We start from the raw sequence: 13992 nt of genomic DNA on the forward strand, positions 1-13992 counted from the left end.
TTAGTTCCCACTGAAAAATATCTTGAAAATATCATTGCCCAAAGCAAATATCATCAAGCCAAAGATAATTACCATACCCACCACCTGAGCGCGTTCCAGAAATTTTTCATTTGGAGCTTTGCCTGTGACTATTTCATATAAGGTGAATAAAGCATGGCCACCATCCAAAGCAGGGATAGGAAGCAAATTCACGAATGCAAGTGCCAAAGAAAGGAAGGCTGTCAGATTCCAGAACCTATGCCAGTCCCAAGTAGGAGAGAACTGCTTACCGATGGTAAAGAAACTACCCAACTCCTTATAACCTTTCAGTTCCGGATCGAAGACAATTCTGAATTGTTTAATGTAGCCGACGAGCGTTTTATATGTTTTATGCGCTCCTGCAGGAAAGGACGCTAATAAGCCATAGCTCTTATCTACGCTAGGGAAATATTTGTCACTTAACGAAGAAAATCCCAGGATAGCCGTATCTGGTATATGAATATTAAAACGAAGTGTATCTTTTCCTCTCAAAGCAAGAATATCAATTGTCGTATTTCGGTAGGCCGGTAGATTTCTTCTTACCTCATGGAAATATTGAATTGGAATTGTGTCCAATTGTATAATTCGATCTCCCACCTTTGCTCCCGCCTTTTCAAGTGGCTTTCCGGGTATTAAAGTTTCTATAGAACAGGGAAAAATAGGCTCCACAAACGGGGTGGCTTTATTGGCCATTATTTCCTTGTAAATACTTTTCGGTACAGCAATCGTTTTGGGTTCGCCATTTCTTTCAATCTCCAATGTAGTGGCGTTGTTCAGCAACATATCTATACTGATACCAGCATAGTTCATGAATTTTTGTCCCCCATTGTATGAGATAATCCGATCCCCATCTTCCAAGCCAATCTTGCGCGCAGTGGAGTCAGCCGCATATCCATATTTGGCATTTTCAGCCGGCAGATAACTTTCACCCCACCAGTACAGCATTTGGGAATAAATGAAAAAGGCCAACAACACATTAACGATAATCCCTCCCAACATGATAATTAAACGTTGCCAAGCCTTCTTACTTCTGAATTCATCGGGTTTAGGTTCCGATTTCAGAAATTCTTCATCCATACTTTCGTCAATCATACCGGCAATTTTGACATAGCCGCCTAAGGGAAACCAACCTAGTCCGTATTCTGTATCGCCTATTTTCTTTTTGAACAAAGCAAAATTGAGCACACTTGGAAAGGGAAAGAGAAAATCAAAAAACAAGTAAAATTTCTCCACCCGTGTTTTGAACATACGAGCGGTGATGTAATGACCAAATTCATGGAGTACAACTAAGATAGAAAGGCTAAGCAAGAACTGGGCAACGCGAATGAATGTCTCCATTAAAATTTTATTGAGCGGCAAATGTATCAAAAAACGGGTCTGCTACAGGGGAACACAACAGAGCATCAGCCGATAGAAAAATTTATCTTTCTTTGTCGCTTCACGTCTATTCCATTTATTATGTACGATCTCATTAAAGAATTTCCTTCCCAGTTGTTGCGCGCTGTGGAAATCGGCGAGCAAGCTAAGTTCAAGAACAAGGCCAAAGCTGAAATAAAAAACATTGTGGTTTGCGGACTAGGCGCTTCGGGCTTTGGCGGTAATTTGCTTTCTGAATTATTCCGTGGGGAATTAAAAATCCCGGTCATCGTCAATAAAAGCTACTTTCTTCCTGCTTTTGTAGACGAATCTACCCTGCTGATCCTTTCTTCTTATTCCGGGAATACAGAAGAGACAATTTCCTGTGCCAACGATGCCGCTAAAAAGGGGATGAGCGCAGTATGTATTACTTCAGGCGGCACCTTGGCGACTATTGCAGATAAGCAAAACTGGAATTTGATAAAGATCCCCGCTGGTTTCCCTCCACGCTCTGCGCTGGGTTATTCAACCGTACAATTATTTTTTGTTTTAAAGCATTTTGGGCTCATCGGAGACGAGTTTAAAAAGTCTATCCTTCGTACCGCATCTTTTCTGGAGATGGAACAGAACAAGATTATGGCTGATGCCGAATTCTTAGCCGGTAAACTGTTGAACAAAATTTTAATTCTCTACACGGAGGATAAATATGAAAGTACCGCTCTGCGCCTAAAGCAGCAAATTAATGAGAATTCGAAGATGCACTGCTGGTATAATGTAGTTCCAGAAATGAATCACAATGAGTTGGTGGGCTGGCGTGAACCAATTAACAATATTGCAGTTATTATTCTTCGCTCCTTAGATGAATACCACCGCAATACTGCCCGAATTCTTTTCAAGAAAGATGTGGTGTTGAAAGTTTCTGAAAACGTGTATGAAATTAATGCAAAAGGAAGTGACACCTTTGAAAAGCACTTCTATCTTGTTCATATTGGCGACTGGCTTTCTTACCATCTAGCCATGCTGCAAGGTTATGACCCCATAGAGATTGATGTGCTCGTGAGCCTCAAGTCGCACATGAGTTCCATTCAATAAATATTCACGATAGTCTTAAGGACTTTCGTAGCCTCCAAAAAATGAAAAAGAAATCCTACAAAACGATGAATTGCTGACCGGTGCTGCGGACCAAGGTGAAGATCTGGTTGAGCAAATAAAGTTAACAGTGGACAAGGGGCAGACTCCGATAAGAATTGATAAATTCTTACACGCCTTTCTAGGGCACAACATTAGCCGCACCAAAATTCAAGATGCTGCCGATGTGGGAAACATACTTGTCAATAAAGTCCCGGCCAAGTGCAGCTACAAAATTCAACCAGGCGATGAAATTCTACTCATCATGCCCAAACATGAAGAGAACTTTGATCTGGTTGCAGAAGACATTCCCATTGATATTGTTTATGAAGACGATGATGTATTGGTCATCAATAAAGCCCCCGAAATGGTGGTGCATCCCGGTTTGGGTAATTATCGCGGCACCTTGGTGAATGCTGTTTTGGGATATTTGAAAGCGTCACAATTTGCTAAAGAAGATTTCCGTCCCGGTTTGGTTCACCGGTTGGATAAAGGCACCAGTGGATTGATTGTAGTAGCCAAAACAGAATTTGCGCTAAATCATCTCGCCAAGCAATTTTTCAAACGCACCACTAAGCGCAAGTACTTGGCTTTGGTATGGGGTGATGTGGCCGATGAAGAAGGGAGAATCGAAGTAAACATTGGGCGCGACACCCGCGAACGAATGCAGATGGAAGCCTACCCGGAAGGCGACAAAGGCAAACATGCTATTACGCATTATAAAGTGTTAGAGCGGCTGCATTATGTAACTCTGGTGGAATGTAGACTAGAAACCGGACGAACACACCAGGATCCGCGTACACATGAAATATATCGGACACACGCTTTTTAATGATGCCCGATATGGCGGCAACAAAATTCTTAAAGGAACAATCTATTCCAAATACAAACAGTTTGTAGAAAATTGTTTCCAACTTATGCCTCGCCAGGCGCTCCATGCCGCTACACTCGGTTTTGTTCATCCCACTTCCGGCGAAGAGTTATTCTTTGAATCTCCCCTGCCCGAAGAATTTCAGCAAGTGCTGGAAAAATGGAGGAAGTATTGGACGAATCCCAATGCGGAGGTAGTATAGCGCGTTTAATAGAGATTCAATTGCAATATTTCTTGTCGTATATAAAGTAGTATGGTGCAAGCCTAAAGCCTTCTAGTTCACCCACTCCACTTCTCCCTTTTCGTTTCTTCTGATTTTGGAAGAATCTAAAAGATAATCAATCGCCTCCTTAAATTCTTCTGAACGCAACTTTGTCTTTTGCTGGAGTAGCGATAATACCTGAGGTATTTGTTTTAACTCTTGCTCAATCTTCAACACATTGGCGGAAAATTCAGGAACCGACAATTTGCTTTTCTTTTTCGCCACACACACATCGCAAATACCGCAGTCGCTCGTAGTTGTTTCCCCGAAATAGGCCACTAGTTGTCGACTGCGGCACAGTTTCTTGTTGGTAATATATTGCAGAATGGAGCGTAGCTTTTCATCATAAATAGCTTTTCGTTTTTTAATGAAGTCACGATCCAGCAGTAAGTTTTCTTTTTTCACCCTCGGTCGAAGCAAAATGATTTGCGGTGTGTTCCGGCGAGTCTGGTATTGGAAAATATTAAACCGGCTTAGTGTCTCCAACTGATGTACTACCTCTTCAACGTCTAATTTCATTCTACGGGCAACGGCTTCTTCTGCTATCGTCACAAAATCTTCAAATACTCCTGGCGAACTACGTAATATGAACTTCACCATCGGCTCCAACTTTTTGTTTTCTGCCTGAAATTTGAACAGAACATCCTTAGTGGCAACAACCTTTATCCGGGATGAATCATAAACACCCTCTGTCATGTAGAGCAGTTCCTGTTGTTCCAGAATTTTGAGGGAAGTAAGCACTAGGTGAGTTGGTTGATTCAACTGCTTCGTGAAATCTATGATATCAAAACCATAAGTCTCATTCAAGCCGCTGTTGTATGCAATCCGGAAATAGGAGCAAAGCGATTCATAAATATCTTTGATGAAATCAATCGGTGGGTAGCCTTCTTTGATCTTCCTTTCCAGTTGAAATAAATCACTTTCATCATACAGTAAAACAGCGTAAGATTTTATTCTATCTCTTCCCGCGCGTCCGGCTTCTTGGAAATAAGCTTCAACCGTATCGGGAATATCTGCGTGAATCACCAAACGAACATCTGCCTTGTCAATACCCATTCCAAAAGCGTTTGTGCAGCAGATGACGCGGGTTTTATCTTTAGTCCAGTTATCCTGTTTCAGTGAGCGCTGGTTGGGTTCCAAACCGGCATGATAAAAATCGGCTTTGATTTTATGTTTGTTCAAATAGTCAGAAAGTTCTTTGGTTTTGCGGCGACTACGCACGTACACAATAGCCGTACCCTTCACCTTCTGCAATACATCCAACAGCGCCAATTCTTTGTTGCTGTCTGTTTTGCGCACTACGTAACTCAGATTGGGCCGCACAAAACTTTCGAGAAATACATTCTTTTTTCTGAAATGCAGATGCTCCTGAATATCATCTACAATGCCCGGGGTGGCGGTGGCAGTCAAAGCAATGACCGGTATATTGTTCAGTTGGTCGCGCACCTCTGCAATCTTCAAATATGGGGGACGAAAATCATAACCCCACTGTGAAATGCAATGTGCCTCATCCACCACAAGCAGCGAAATCTTCATCTTCTCCATGCGCACCCTGAAATCTTCAGTAGCTAAGCGCTCCGGCGAGATGTATAGAAACTTATAATCTCCATAAATGCAATTGTCGAGCAGCGTATCAATTTGTCGGTGCGACAACCCGGTATAAATAGCCAAAGCCTTAATGCCTTTCTTGTTGAGTTGATAGACCTGATCTTTCATCAGGGCAATCAAGGGAGAAATGACCAGACAAATCCCCTCTTTAAGCAAAGCCGGCACCTGAAAGCATACGGATTTTCCGCCACCGGTGGGTAGTAGCGCCAAAGTATCTCTTCCTTCCAACACCGAACGGATGATTGCTTCCTGCCCCGGACGAAAGGAATCGAAGCCCCAATATTGTTTCAGTATGCGGTGAATGTCCTGCACGTTATAAAGTAGAATGGAAATGGATGGTAATGATAAATTAATCCAAAATATCCTTGATACCGTCCAAGATTTTAATGAACTGATTATACATTCTTCGATCGGTGATCTTAGAACTGTTTTTAGGGTAATGATTGTTTGAGATGGCACTTCATTTTCTTCAATTGTGACTATTTCATCAATAGCCACCAAAGTCCTTCTTTTGTCTGGCGAAATGGTTTCGATAAAGCGCGGTTTCAAGTCTGACATAATTAAAGCATGAGTTGATTGAATAGTGATTCTCTTGATTGATATTAAATTTGTGCAGCGAAGTTAAAATCGTACACCAAATAGCTGACAAGTAATTTAAACTCTAAATCATGAACCACTGGCTGATTAAATCTGATCCCGAAACCTATTCGTTTGAGCGCATGAAAAAGGAAAAGAAAACATTCTGGGATGGCGTGCGAAACTATGCAGCTCGCAATCATTTGAAGGCGATGAAGAAGGGTGACCTCTGCTTTTTTTATGAGAGCATGAATGGTTTGCCCTCCGTTGTTGGAATAGTGAAGGTGGCGAAAGAATACTATCAGGACCCGACTACAGAGGATAGCTGGGTATATGTAGATATGGAGTATGTGGAAGACATGAAACGACCGGTGACTTTGGCAGAAGTGAAGGCCAATAAGAAGCTGAGCCAGATGGCTTTGGTGCGTATCAGCCGGCTGAGTGTTCAACCGGTGAGCAAAGAGGAGTGGAATGAGATTTTAAAAATGAGCGTGAAATAGCTGCTCGGTGAAGCACGAGGTATTTATATGACGACAAGAAAAAAACCTCTGGAGCGTTTGCGCAACACTATAGCCAACATGATGTCGGCTGAGGATGTGGTGGAGAAGAAGGCGCAAAAGAGTCCGAAGCAACAGTCGCATGACGAGGAGATACAAAATGCCATCTTGGTTCTGGCTTCGGCGGTGATTCGTTGTGATAGAAATTATACTTCTGAAACAGAAACTCAGTTGCAGAAGTTTCTCGGCGAGCAGTTTGGTGAGCAGGGGGTGCAACAAAGAATGAAACAGGTCCATTCTCATCTGCAAGCGGGCACCGAACCATTCATCAAGATAGCTTGCAAGCAATTGAAGATGCTGACCACCGATGAATCGCTTTTGTCTATTGTTCAGTTCCTATTCAATGTGGCGGGCGCGGACGATTTTGTGAATGCAAAAGAAACGCGGTGTTTACAACGGATAGCGACCTATCTGGGTGTGGACGAAAAGGGCTTTGCAGCAATCAAACAGCAGTTTATCCATCATCATAATCCTTATAGTATTCTGGGAATTGATGAAACCGCCAATTGGGAAACGGTGCGGCGCGCCTATCGCAAGATGATTTTGCAAACGCACCCCGATAAAAATGCCGCCCGCACCACAGATGCTGAGGCTCATGCTAAATTCCGCGAGGTGCAACATGCTTTTGAATTGATTCGGAAGGAAAGGGGGAGGGAGAAGGAATGAGGCTCTGGCTGGTAATAAAACGAAAATCTCTAAGCCCGTGCTGAGAAAGTAGCCGAACAGACAAAATGGCAGCTTACAAGCAAGGTATGACATCTTACAGTCGTGGGATGGCATCTACCAAGGTTGGGAGGGGTGTAGCGAAATTAGGATTGCCATTCATGCAACTGATCACGTCGCGGCTGGTATATAACTGCTGCGCTACCGATTAGGACCGGTTGCGTACCGAAGATGCCATAGTAAACGAGCCGGTTAGAAAAAGGTCACACGAAATACGAAAAATATTTTCAGAACCGGTACCGGTCAGCAATATTCCACTGGTTTGTATTATATGTATAATCGGAACAGGTACCGGAGCCGGATGGAGTGAAAAAATATCCTACCCTGTAGTTCATACAAGAAAAAAAGGAGCTACTTTTCTTAGAAAAGGAGCTACATCACAAAGAAAAGTATCTACTATTCGAAAAAAAGGAGCTACTTTTCTAAGAAAAGGACATACTTTACAAAGAAAGGAGCTACTTCTGCAAGAAAAGGAGGTACTCTACAAAGAAAAGGAGCCACTTCACGAAGAAAAGTATCTACCATAGAAAGAAAAGGAGCTACCCCACGAAGAAAAGTATCTACCATAGAAAGAAAAGGAGCTACTTCAAAATGAAAAGTAGCACATGCATAAAGAATAGGAGGCTTGTTTTCGATTAGGTTTTCTTCATAACCTTTGGGATGGGGTAAGGTTGTTGCTGAAGTTCTAATAATTATTCCTCCGTAGGTCGTTGTTTCCTGAATAGGATTCAAGCCGGGTATTTTTGTTCGGATAGGCTGTAGGCGTTCAATATTTCGAACCCTTATAGAAAAAAGGCTTTCTTTCTAAAATTGCTTCACTTGTTACATTTGCAGTATGACTAGAGAATTTGTAGTGATGATAGAGAAGTTTCTGACCAAGAGGAAATTTAGAAACTATCGGTTTCCGAGAACCCTTTATTTCGTTCCAAACCCCGAATGGTCAGCAATGGAGAGTAGCAGCAAAACTAAATTGGAACCAGACACAATAGCTGTGTTTTTAGCCTATAAGGACGGTAAAACCACGATAAATATGGGAGAAGATGTCATATTTTTGGTGGATAGCATTTCCGTTCCACTTACGGATGGTGAGTTTGTTTTGAAAGTGTCGGACGGCGTCGGCGAACTCATTAATTTAAAGGAAATAGTTTAATCTCCCCATCCCCGCCTTATTGATTTCGCCAACTTGTGGGTATTGAATCCAGATTTCTGCGTTAAATGTTGAAAATTTGATGCCGCAATACTTTGTAAGGGGGGTGTCGAAAGAGTATATTTGGGCGCTTAAAAAAACGGCTAATAGCTAAAACCAAAAAATGAGTGACGATTTAACACCAGACAACCCCAATGAGGGGGCAGACCAGAATCTGCGCAATCAACCCCGGATAATACCTATTAATATAGAAGAGGAAATGAAAACCGCCTACATTGATTATTCAATGTCGGTGATTGTTTCTCGCGCTATCCCCGATGTGCGTGATGGGCTGAAGCCGGTGCATCGCCGGGTTTTGTTCGCCATGAACGAACTGGGTCTCAGTCCGGGCAAACCTTATAAAAAGTCGGCGAGAATAGTGGGAGAGGTGCTAGGTAAGTATCACCCCCACGGCGATAGTTCGGTTTATGATGCGATGGTTCGTATGGCTCAAGATTGGAGTCTTCGATATCCTTTAGTGGATGGACAGGGTAACTTCGGAAGTATAGATAATGACCCACCAGCGGCCATGCGTTATACAGAGGCCAGATTGCGCCGGGTGGCAGAAGACATTTTGACCGATATTGAAAAAGATACGGTGGACATGCGTCTGAACTTTGATGATAGTTTGGAAGAGCCTACTGTTCTGCCTTCAAAAATCCCTACTCTTTTGGTGAATGGCGCTTCGGGCATTGCCGTAGGTATGGCAACAAATATGTTGCCGCACAACATGACGGAAGTGGTGGAAGGTGTCATTAAATATATAGACGACAAAGATGTTACGATTGACGAACTGATGACGGTAGTGAAAGCTCCTGACTTCCCAACCGGTGGAACCATATATGGATACGACGGTGTGCGGCAGGCTTTTATGACCGGAAGAGGACGAGTAGTTCTTCGCGGAAAAGCTGAGATTGAAACACAGGATAACGGGAGAGAACAGATCATCATTACCGAAGTTCCTTACCAAGTAGTGAAAAGCGATTTAGTAAAAAAGATTGCTGAATTGGCAGATGAGAAGAAGATAGAAGGTATCAGCGAGGTTCGCGATGAATCAGACCGAAACGGTATCCGGGTGGTGATTGAATTGAAGCGCGACGCTATTTCCAATGTAGTCTTGAACCAGTTGTTTGCATTGACCTCTCTTCAAACATCTTTTGGTGTTAATAATGTGGCCCTAGTGCATGGCCGCCCTATGTTGCTCAATCTCAGGGATATGATTAAGCACTTTGTGGAGTTTCGCCATGAGGTGGTCATAAGAAGAGCTAAGTGGGAACTGAAGAAAGCCGAAGAGCGTGCCCATATATTAGAAGGGCTTTTGATTGCCCTCAATAATATAGACGCAGTAATCAAGTTGATTCGCGCCTCCAACGACCGCGATATTGCCAGAGAAGGTTTGATGAGCGAGTTCCATTTGTCTGAAATTCAGGCAAAAGCCATCCTCGAAATGCGTTTACAGACCCTTACTGGTCTGGAAAGAGGCAAGATTGAAGCCGAACATAAGGAATTGATGGAGAAAATAGATTGGCTGAACCGCGTTTTGAACGAAGAGCCTTTGCGGATGCAGATTATCAAGGATGAGATGATTGAGGTGAAGGAGAAGTATGGTGATGTGCGCCGAACAAATATTGAATATGCCGCCGGTGATTTCAATATGGAAGATTTGATTGCCAACGACGAAGTGGTTGTAACTATTTCTCACTTAGGCTACATAAAGCGCACTCTCTCAAGCGAATACAAGACCCAGAACAGGGGAGGACGAGGTAGCAAAGGTAGCGCCACCCGCGATGAAGACTTCATCGAACACCTCTTCTTGGCCACCAACCACAACTACATTCTTTTCTTCACAGAACTTGGCCGATGTTTCTGGCTAAAGGTTTATGAAATCCCTGAAGGGGAGAAGTCGAGTAAAGGAAGAGCCATCCAAAACCTGATCAGTATCCCGAAGGAGGATAGGATTATGGCCTACATCCCGGTTCAAAACCTAAAAGAAGACGAATATCTGGATAGTAATTTCGTGATTTTCTGTACCAAGAAAGGAACCATCAAAAAGACCACTTTAAAAGCCTATTCCAACGTTCGGGCAGGAGGGGTTATCGCCATAGATATAAGAGAAGGAGATGAACTAGTACAGGTATCTCTTACTTCAGGTAACAGCGAGATAGTCATTGCGACAAAGGCTGGTAAGGCCATTCGCTTTAACAATGAAACAGTTCGTTCAGTAGGTAGAAACTCAGTCGGAGTTCGGGGTGTTACCTTAGCAAATGAAAAGGATGAGGTGATTGGAATGATTACTGTTCATCCAGAAAACAAGGCAGAAACTATCATGGTTTTGTCGGCCAAAGGATATGGCAAACGAAGCGATATTGAAGATTACCGGATCACTAACCGAGGTGGAAAGGGTGTAAAAACCATCAGCGTAACCGATAAGACGGGAAGTCTGATTGCCATTCTCAACGTAACCGACGATGACCACGTAATGGTGATTAACAAATCGGGAGTTGCAATACGTATCGCTGTGGACAAACTACGAGTGATGGGTCGTGCTACCCAAGGAGTCCGCATCATTAAACTGGATGCTAAAGATGCCATAGCGGCGGTAGCCAAGATAGAAAACGGCAAATTGAGTTATAACCCGGAAGAAGATGGTGATTTAGGAGCTACCGAAGAAACGGGAAACACCGAAGGACCAACTACTTAAATCTTAAACATTTAAACCATTAATATGAAAAAACCGATTGTTTTATTCATCTTTTCCCTTGTTTTGACCCTTGTTCATGCTCAAGAAGGCAACAACATCTGTGTCTGGAACGCAATGAACAACTATAATACTGGGGGAGGACCCGAAGAGTTGGAAACTGCCATCAAATGTTCAGACGAAGCCTCAGTCCATGAGGGGACTTCACTAAAGTCTAAAACCTGGCTTTACAGGGGGCAGCTATTCACTACAATTTCGACCGATAAAGTACTTAAAACAAAGTACCCAACTGCCTTGCTTGAAGCGGTTAAAGCATTCAAGAAGATATACGATCTCGCCGAGCCAAAGTTCCGCGATTGGGAAGATGCCTTTAAATATATGATACCACTAGCACCAACACGTTCAATGCTGGAGTAGATGCTTTTCAAGCCAAGAACTATGCCGATGCTTATAAGTTCTTCTATGCTATTAAAGACATTAACATGGTCATGGAAGCAAAAGGGAAAACCCCAAACATAGATTTGGCTACTGCGCTAAAGAACGCTGCTATTAGTGCTGAAAATGCAGGCAACAATGAAGCAGCACTTCAGGTTTATAAAGAGTGGATCGCTATTGCACCAGAGGCATCTGCGTATAGAAGCTATGCAATCTTGCTTAAAAATAGCTCCAAAACAGAGGAGGCCAAGAAGGTGGTTGATGAGGCATTGATCAAATATCCAAATGATGCCAACCTCTTGGTTGAGAAGATAAATTTCTTTCTGGAAGGCGCTCAATACGCTGAAGCGCTCACTTTTGTCAATAATTTGTTGCAGGTGGAGCCAAATAACGACGGTGCTCTATTTATTAAAGGTCTGGCTTATGATAAGTTAGGTAAGGAAGATTCAGTTATCTATTATTATGAAAAGGCTGCCGCCGCTAATCCTAAAAATGTGAAGCCCCTGAACAATCTGGGCGCTATATATGTCAATAAGGCAAATGCTATGGTTGATGCAATGAACAAATTAGGCAACAGCACAGATGACACCAAAAAGTATGAGGAATATAAAAAGCAACGCCGCGAGTTATATCTTAAAGCAAAGCCGTACCTTGAAAGAGCAAAAATAATCGCTCCTGAAGATGAACAGATTTCAAGGATTCTTAAACAGATAGAACTTTACACGAAGGACTAAGAGAAGTTAGAAAGGGACGGGTGCTCAATTGGGTACCCGTTCTTTTTACTATTATACTTTACATAATGTTAATTATAATACAGAAGCATTTGAATCCGATACTGTATAGGCTCTTTGTCTGTATAGAACTGTCAACTCTAAAAATATCTTAAGCATTTATCTCCGGCAATTCTGTTTATAGGTTACTCTATGCGCTTTTATTTCACAGAACACTACCAGTTCCAAACCAGATAGAAATAAAAAAAGGGCGTTCCCGGTATCTGGGAACGCCCTTAAAAAGAAACTCGATTTTAGTCTATGCAAATAGCATCTACAATCTCGCTGTATTCGCCAAAGCCCAAATTATTCCAAGCTCGGATACGGAAAAAGTAACGCAGTCCAGGCTGAATTAAAATAAACTCATCATCCATCAAATAGCCATTGAGTTTATAATTCAGCACCCCTGCAAGGTCTATTACCTTCCATTTACCAGTCGGCTCTGTTTTGATTTCAATCCAATAAACCTTGGCGCCTTTGACTTTACCCCACTCCAGCAATATCTCGATGGTTTCGAGTGACTCCACCGTCTTGATTACCACTTTAGTGCAAGGCTGGGTAGTGCCAGCAACTTTACGGGTTTTAAAGCCTGCGCTCTCAATCTTAATCCGGTCTCCGCCGCTTTGCTTCTGGATATCATATCCCAAAAGAGTAATCATCGCCAGTATTTCCCGGATGACTTCGTCGCGCTGAAGGATTAAATCATGATCGCCACTGGCCGCTGCTGAAATCAGGGCCTCTAACTGGTCGGCTTTAAGCAATAGATCTGCCAAGGTGGGGTCAACCGAAGGAAAGTAAGCATTGCCGGTCAGTTTCATAATATGCATTCGGATTCTGGCCAGCACCTTTTCTGGTGTGCTCAGCTCTTGGAAAGCAAAAGTGATAGTGACCAACATCATCAAAGGGTTGGCTAATAATTGCGCCCTCCTGACTTTGTTTCTATTCCGGTTTACCCGGTTTTGATTATGCACTCTGCTCATTTTTTTCGAGTGCTTTTTAACTGTTTTCATAAAACATAGATTTAGAAATGTTAAAAATAAATGCCATCGAAGGTTGTTGTGACGAGGTGCCTTTATCCTTCCCTGCTATTTTCAGGCGAAGAGCCATTAACCCGTCCCGGCTGATTTCATATTTCGGAAACGTCCGGAATTTTTATCTGCTACTCTGCTTCATGCGTTCTATTTTTTTTGTTTCTATTCCGCAAAATGCGGCTTGTTTAAATGATAAACGTAAACACCATTTCTTTTATTGCATCCGCTCTGAAATTCTATTGTCATTTTTCCCGAGCTAAAAAAAACCGTTAAAACGGTTTCGCAACGGGTTGGCATTACCCAAGTTCGGCGGGGTGTGGGGTTCTGCCGCGCCCGGGATTTATTGCTCAAAACACCGTTAAAACGGTTTCGCAACGGGTTGACATTTTATTACCCACGGATAAATCCGCAGGCGGGCGCGGTTTTAACCGTGGACTATCGTATAGATGAGTTCGGATTAATGGATTTATCCATTTCCCTCTTTCTGGAGAGAGGAAAAATCAATTACACCCAAGAAAAAATCATTTTGATGATTGGGGAAATCTATTCTAGGCTTGGAATAATTTTTTTCATGATTGAAAAAATCAAAACCATACAAGAAAAAATCTTCTTCATGATTCAAGAAATCTTTTCCACTCTTAGAAATATCTATTTGATGCCTGAAAAAATATAATCCAAGCGTGTAAAAATCTTTTTCACGGTCGAGAAAATATTATTTACTCGTAGAAAAATCAAAATCAGGTATAAATCTGTTCGCTATTGATAATAGGTAA

At 42.4% G+C, this 13992-nt stretch carries 12 protein-coding genes and 1 pseudogene; 9 read left to right on the forward strand and 4 right to left on the reverse strand.

The features are described 5' to 3' along the window. Window positions 1–1356 carry an RIP metalloprotease RseP gene (gene rseP, locus IPP77_03320; protein ID MBL0308728.1) on the reverse strand — a complete coding sequence of 452 codons (1356 nt, stop codon included), beginning with the start codon at window positions 1354–1356 and terminating at the stop codon, window positions 1–3. A 21-nt stretch (window positions 1357–1377) separates the two neighbouring features. On the opposite strand from rseP, the gene IPP77_03325 reads away from it, so the two are divergent. Beyond that, the gene (locus tag IPP77_03325) at window positions 1378–2466 is read left to right on the forward strand and encodes a bifunctional phosphoglucose/phosphomannose isomerase (protein ID MBL0308729.1); all 1089 of its coding nucleotides are present in this window, start codon (window positions 1378–1380) and stop codon (window positions 2464–2466) included. Between the two features lie 70 nt (window positions 2467–2536). Further along, a pseudogene (locus IPP77_03330) lies at window positions 2537–3575 on the forward strand (RluA family pseudouridine synthase). A gap of 72 nt (window positions 3576–3647) precedes the next feature. Here the strand turns inward: IPP77_03330 and IPP77_03335 are convergent. After that, the gene (locus tag IPP77_03335) at window positions 3648–5801 is read right to left on the reverse strand and encodes a RecQ family ATP-dependent DNA helicase (GenBank protein MBL0308730.1); all 2154 of its coding nucleotides are present in this window, start codon (window positions 5799–5801) and stop codon (window positions 3648–3650) included. Between the two features lie 110 nt (window positions 5802–5911). On the opposite strand from IPP77_03335, the gene IPP77_03340 reads away from it, so the two are divergent. Both IPP77_03340 and IPP77_03345 read left to right on the forward strand, forming a co-directional pair. Next, entirely contained in the window at window positions 5912–6319 is a 408-nt protein-coding gene (locus IPP77_03340; GenBank protein ID MBL0308731.1) for an EVE domain-containing protein, read from the forward strand. A 27-nt stretch (window positions 6320–6346) separates the two neighbouring features. Further along, the gene (locus IPP77_03345; protein MBL0308732.1) at window positions 6347–7042 is read left to right on the forward strand and encodes a DnaJ domain-containing protein; all 696 of its coding nucleotides are present in this window, start codon (window positions 6347–6349) and stop codon (window positions 7040–7042) included. 471 nt (window positions 7043–7513) lie between these two features. On the opposite strand, the gene IPP77_03350 is transcribed toward IPP77_03345, so the two are convergent. Then, a complete protein-coding gene (locus tag IPP77_03350; protein MBL0308733.1) occupies window positions 7514–7831 on the reverse strand; it encodes a hypothetical protein in 318 nt (105 codons plus the stop codon). Window positions 7832–7934: 103 nt separating this feature from the next. Here IPP77_03350 and IPP77_03355 point away from each other — a divergent pair, with 103 nt between their 5' ends. The 4 genes from IPP77_03355 (at window position 7935) to IPP77_03370 (ending at window position 12152) form a co-directional block, all read left to right on the forward strand. Beyond that, window positions 7935–8249, forward strand: coding sequence for a hypothetical protein (locus tag IPP77_03355; GenBank protein ID MBL0308734.1), 315 nt, complete (start codon window positions 7935–7937; stop codon window positions 8247–8249). 160 nt (window positions 8250–8409) lie between these two features. After that, entirely contained in the window at window positions 8410–10986 is a 2577-nt protein-coding gene (gene gyrA / locus IPP77_03360) for a DNA gyrase subunit A (protein ID MBL0308735.1), read from the forward strand. A 24-nt stretch (window positions 10987–11010) separates the two neighbouring features. Then, window positions 11011–11400 carry a hypothetical protein gene (locus IPP77_03365; protein MBL0308736.1) on the forward strand — a complete coding sequence of 130 codons (390 nt, stop codon included), beginning with the start codon at window positions 11011–11013 and terminating at the stop codon, window positions 11398–11400. A gap of 65 nt (window positions 11401–11465) precedes the next feature. Further along, entirely contained in the window at window positions 11466–12152 is a 687-nt protein-coding gene (locus IPP77_03370; GenBank protein ID MBL0308737.1) for a tetratricopeptide repeat protein, read from the forward strand. A 290-nt stretch (window positions 12153–12442) separates the two neighbouring features. Here IPP77_03370 and IPP77_03375 read toward each other — a convergent pair whose 3' ends face one another. Beyond that, window positions 12443–13198, reverse strand: a complete 756-nt coding sequence (locus IPP77_03375; protein MBL0308738.1) for a fibronectin type III domain-containing protein — start codon at window positions 13196–13198, stop codon at window positions 12443–12445. Between the two features lie 400 nt (window positions 13199–13598). Here IPP77_03375 and IPP77_03380 point away from each other — a divergent pair, with 400 nt between their 5' ends. Further along, the gene (locus IPP77_03380) at window positions 13599–13892 is read left to right on the forward strand and encodes a hypothetical protein (protein ID MBL0308739.1); all 294 of its coding nucleotides are present in this window, start codon (window positions 13599–13601) and stop codon (window positions 13890–13892) included. Window positions 13893–13992 lie beyond the last annotated feature (100 nt).

Source organism: Bacteroidota bacterium (assembly GCA_016722375.1).
Taxonomy (GTDB): domain Bacteria; phylum Bacteroidota; class Bacteroidia; order Chitinophagales; family LD1; genus Bog-950.

Excerpts from the sequence above, each read along its gene's own strand:
- rseP (MBL0308728.1), bottom strand. The coding sequence starts at position 1,356 with ATGGAGACATTCATTCGCGTTGCCCAGTTCTTGCTTAGCCTTTCTATC.
- IPP77_03325 (MBL0308729.1), top strand. The coding sequence starts at position 1,378 with ATGTATCAAAAAACGGGTCTGCTACAGGGGAACACAACAGAGCATCAG.
- IPP77_03335 (MBL0308730.1), bottom strand. The coding sequence starts at position 5,801 with ATGTCAGACTTGAAACCGCGCTTTATCGAAACCATTTCGCCAGACAAA.
- IPP77_03340 (MBL0308731.1), top strand. The coding sequence starts at position 5,912 with ATGAACCACTGGCTGATTAAATCTGATCCCGAAACCTATTCGTTTGAG.
- IPP77_03345 (MBL0308732.1), top strand. The coding sequence starts at position 6,347 with ATGACGACAAGAAAAAAACCTCTGGAGCGTTTGCGCAACACTATAGCC.
- IPP77_03355 (MBL0308734.1), top strand. The coding sequence starts at position 7,935 with ATGACTAGAGAATTTGTAGTGATGATAGAGAAGTTTCTGACCAAGAGG.
- gyrA (MBL0308735.1), top strand. The coding sequence starts at position 8,410 with ATGAGTGACGATTTAACACCAGACAACCCCAATGAGGGGGCAGACCAG.
- IPP77_03365 (MBL0308736.1), top strand. The coding sequence starts at position 11,011 with ATGAAAAAACCGATTGTTTTATTCATCTTTTCCCTTGTTTTGACCCTT.
- IPP77_03370 (MBL0308737.1), top strand. The coding sequence starts at position 11,466 with ATGGTCATGGAAGCAAAAGGGAAAACCCCAAACATAGATTTGGCTACT.
- IPP77_03375 (MBL0308738.1), bottom strand. The coding sequence starts at position 13,198 with ATGAAAACAGTTAAAAAGCACTCGAAAAAAATGAGCAGAGTGCATAAT.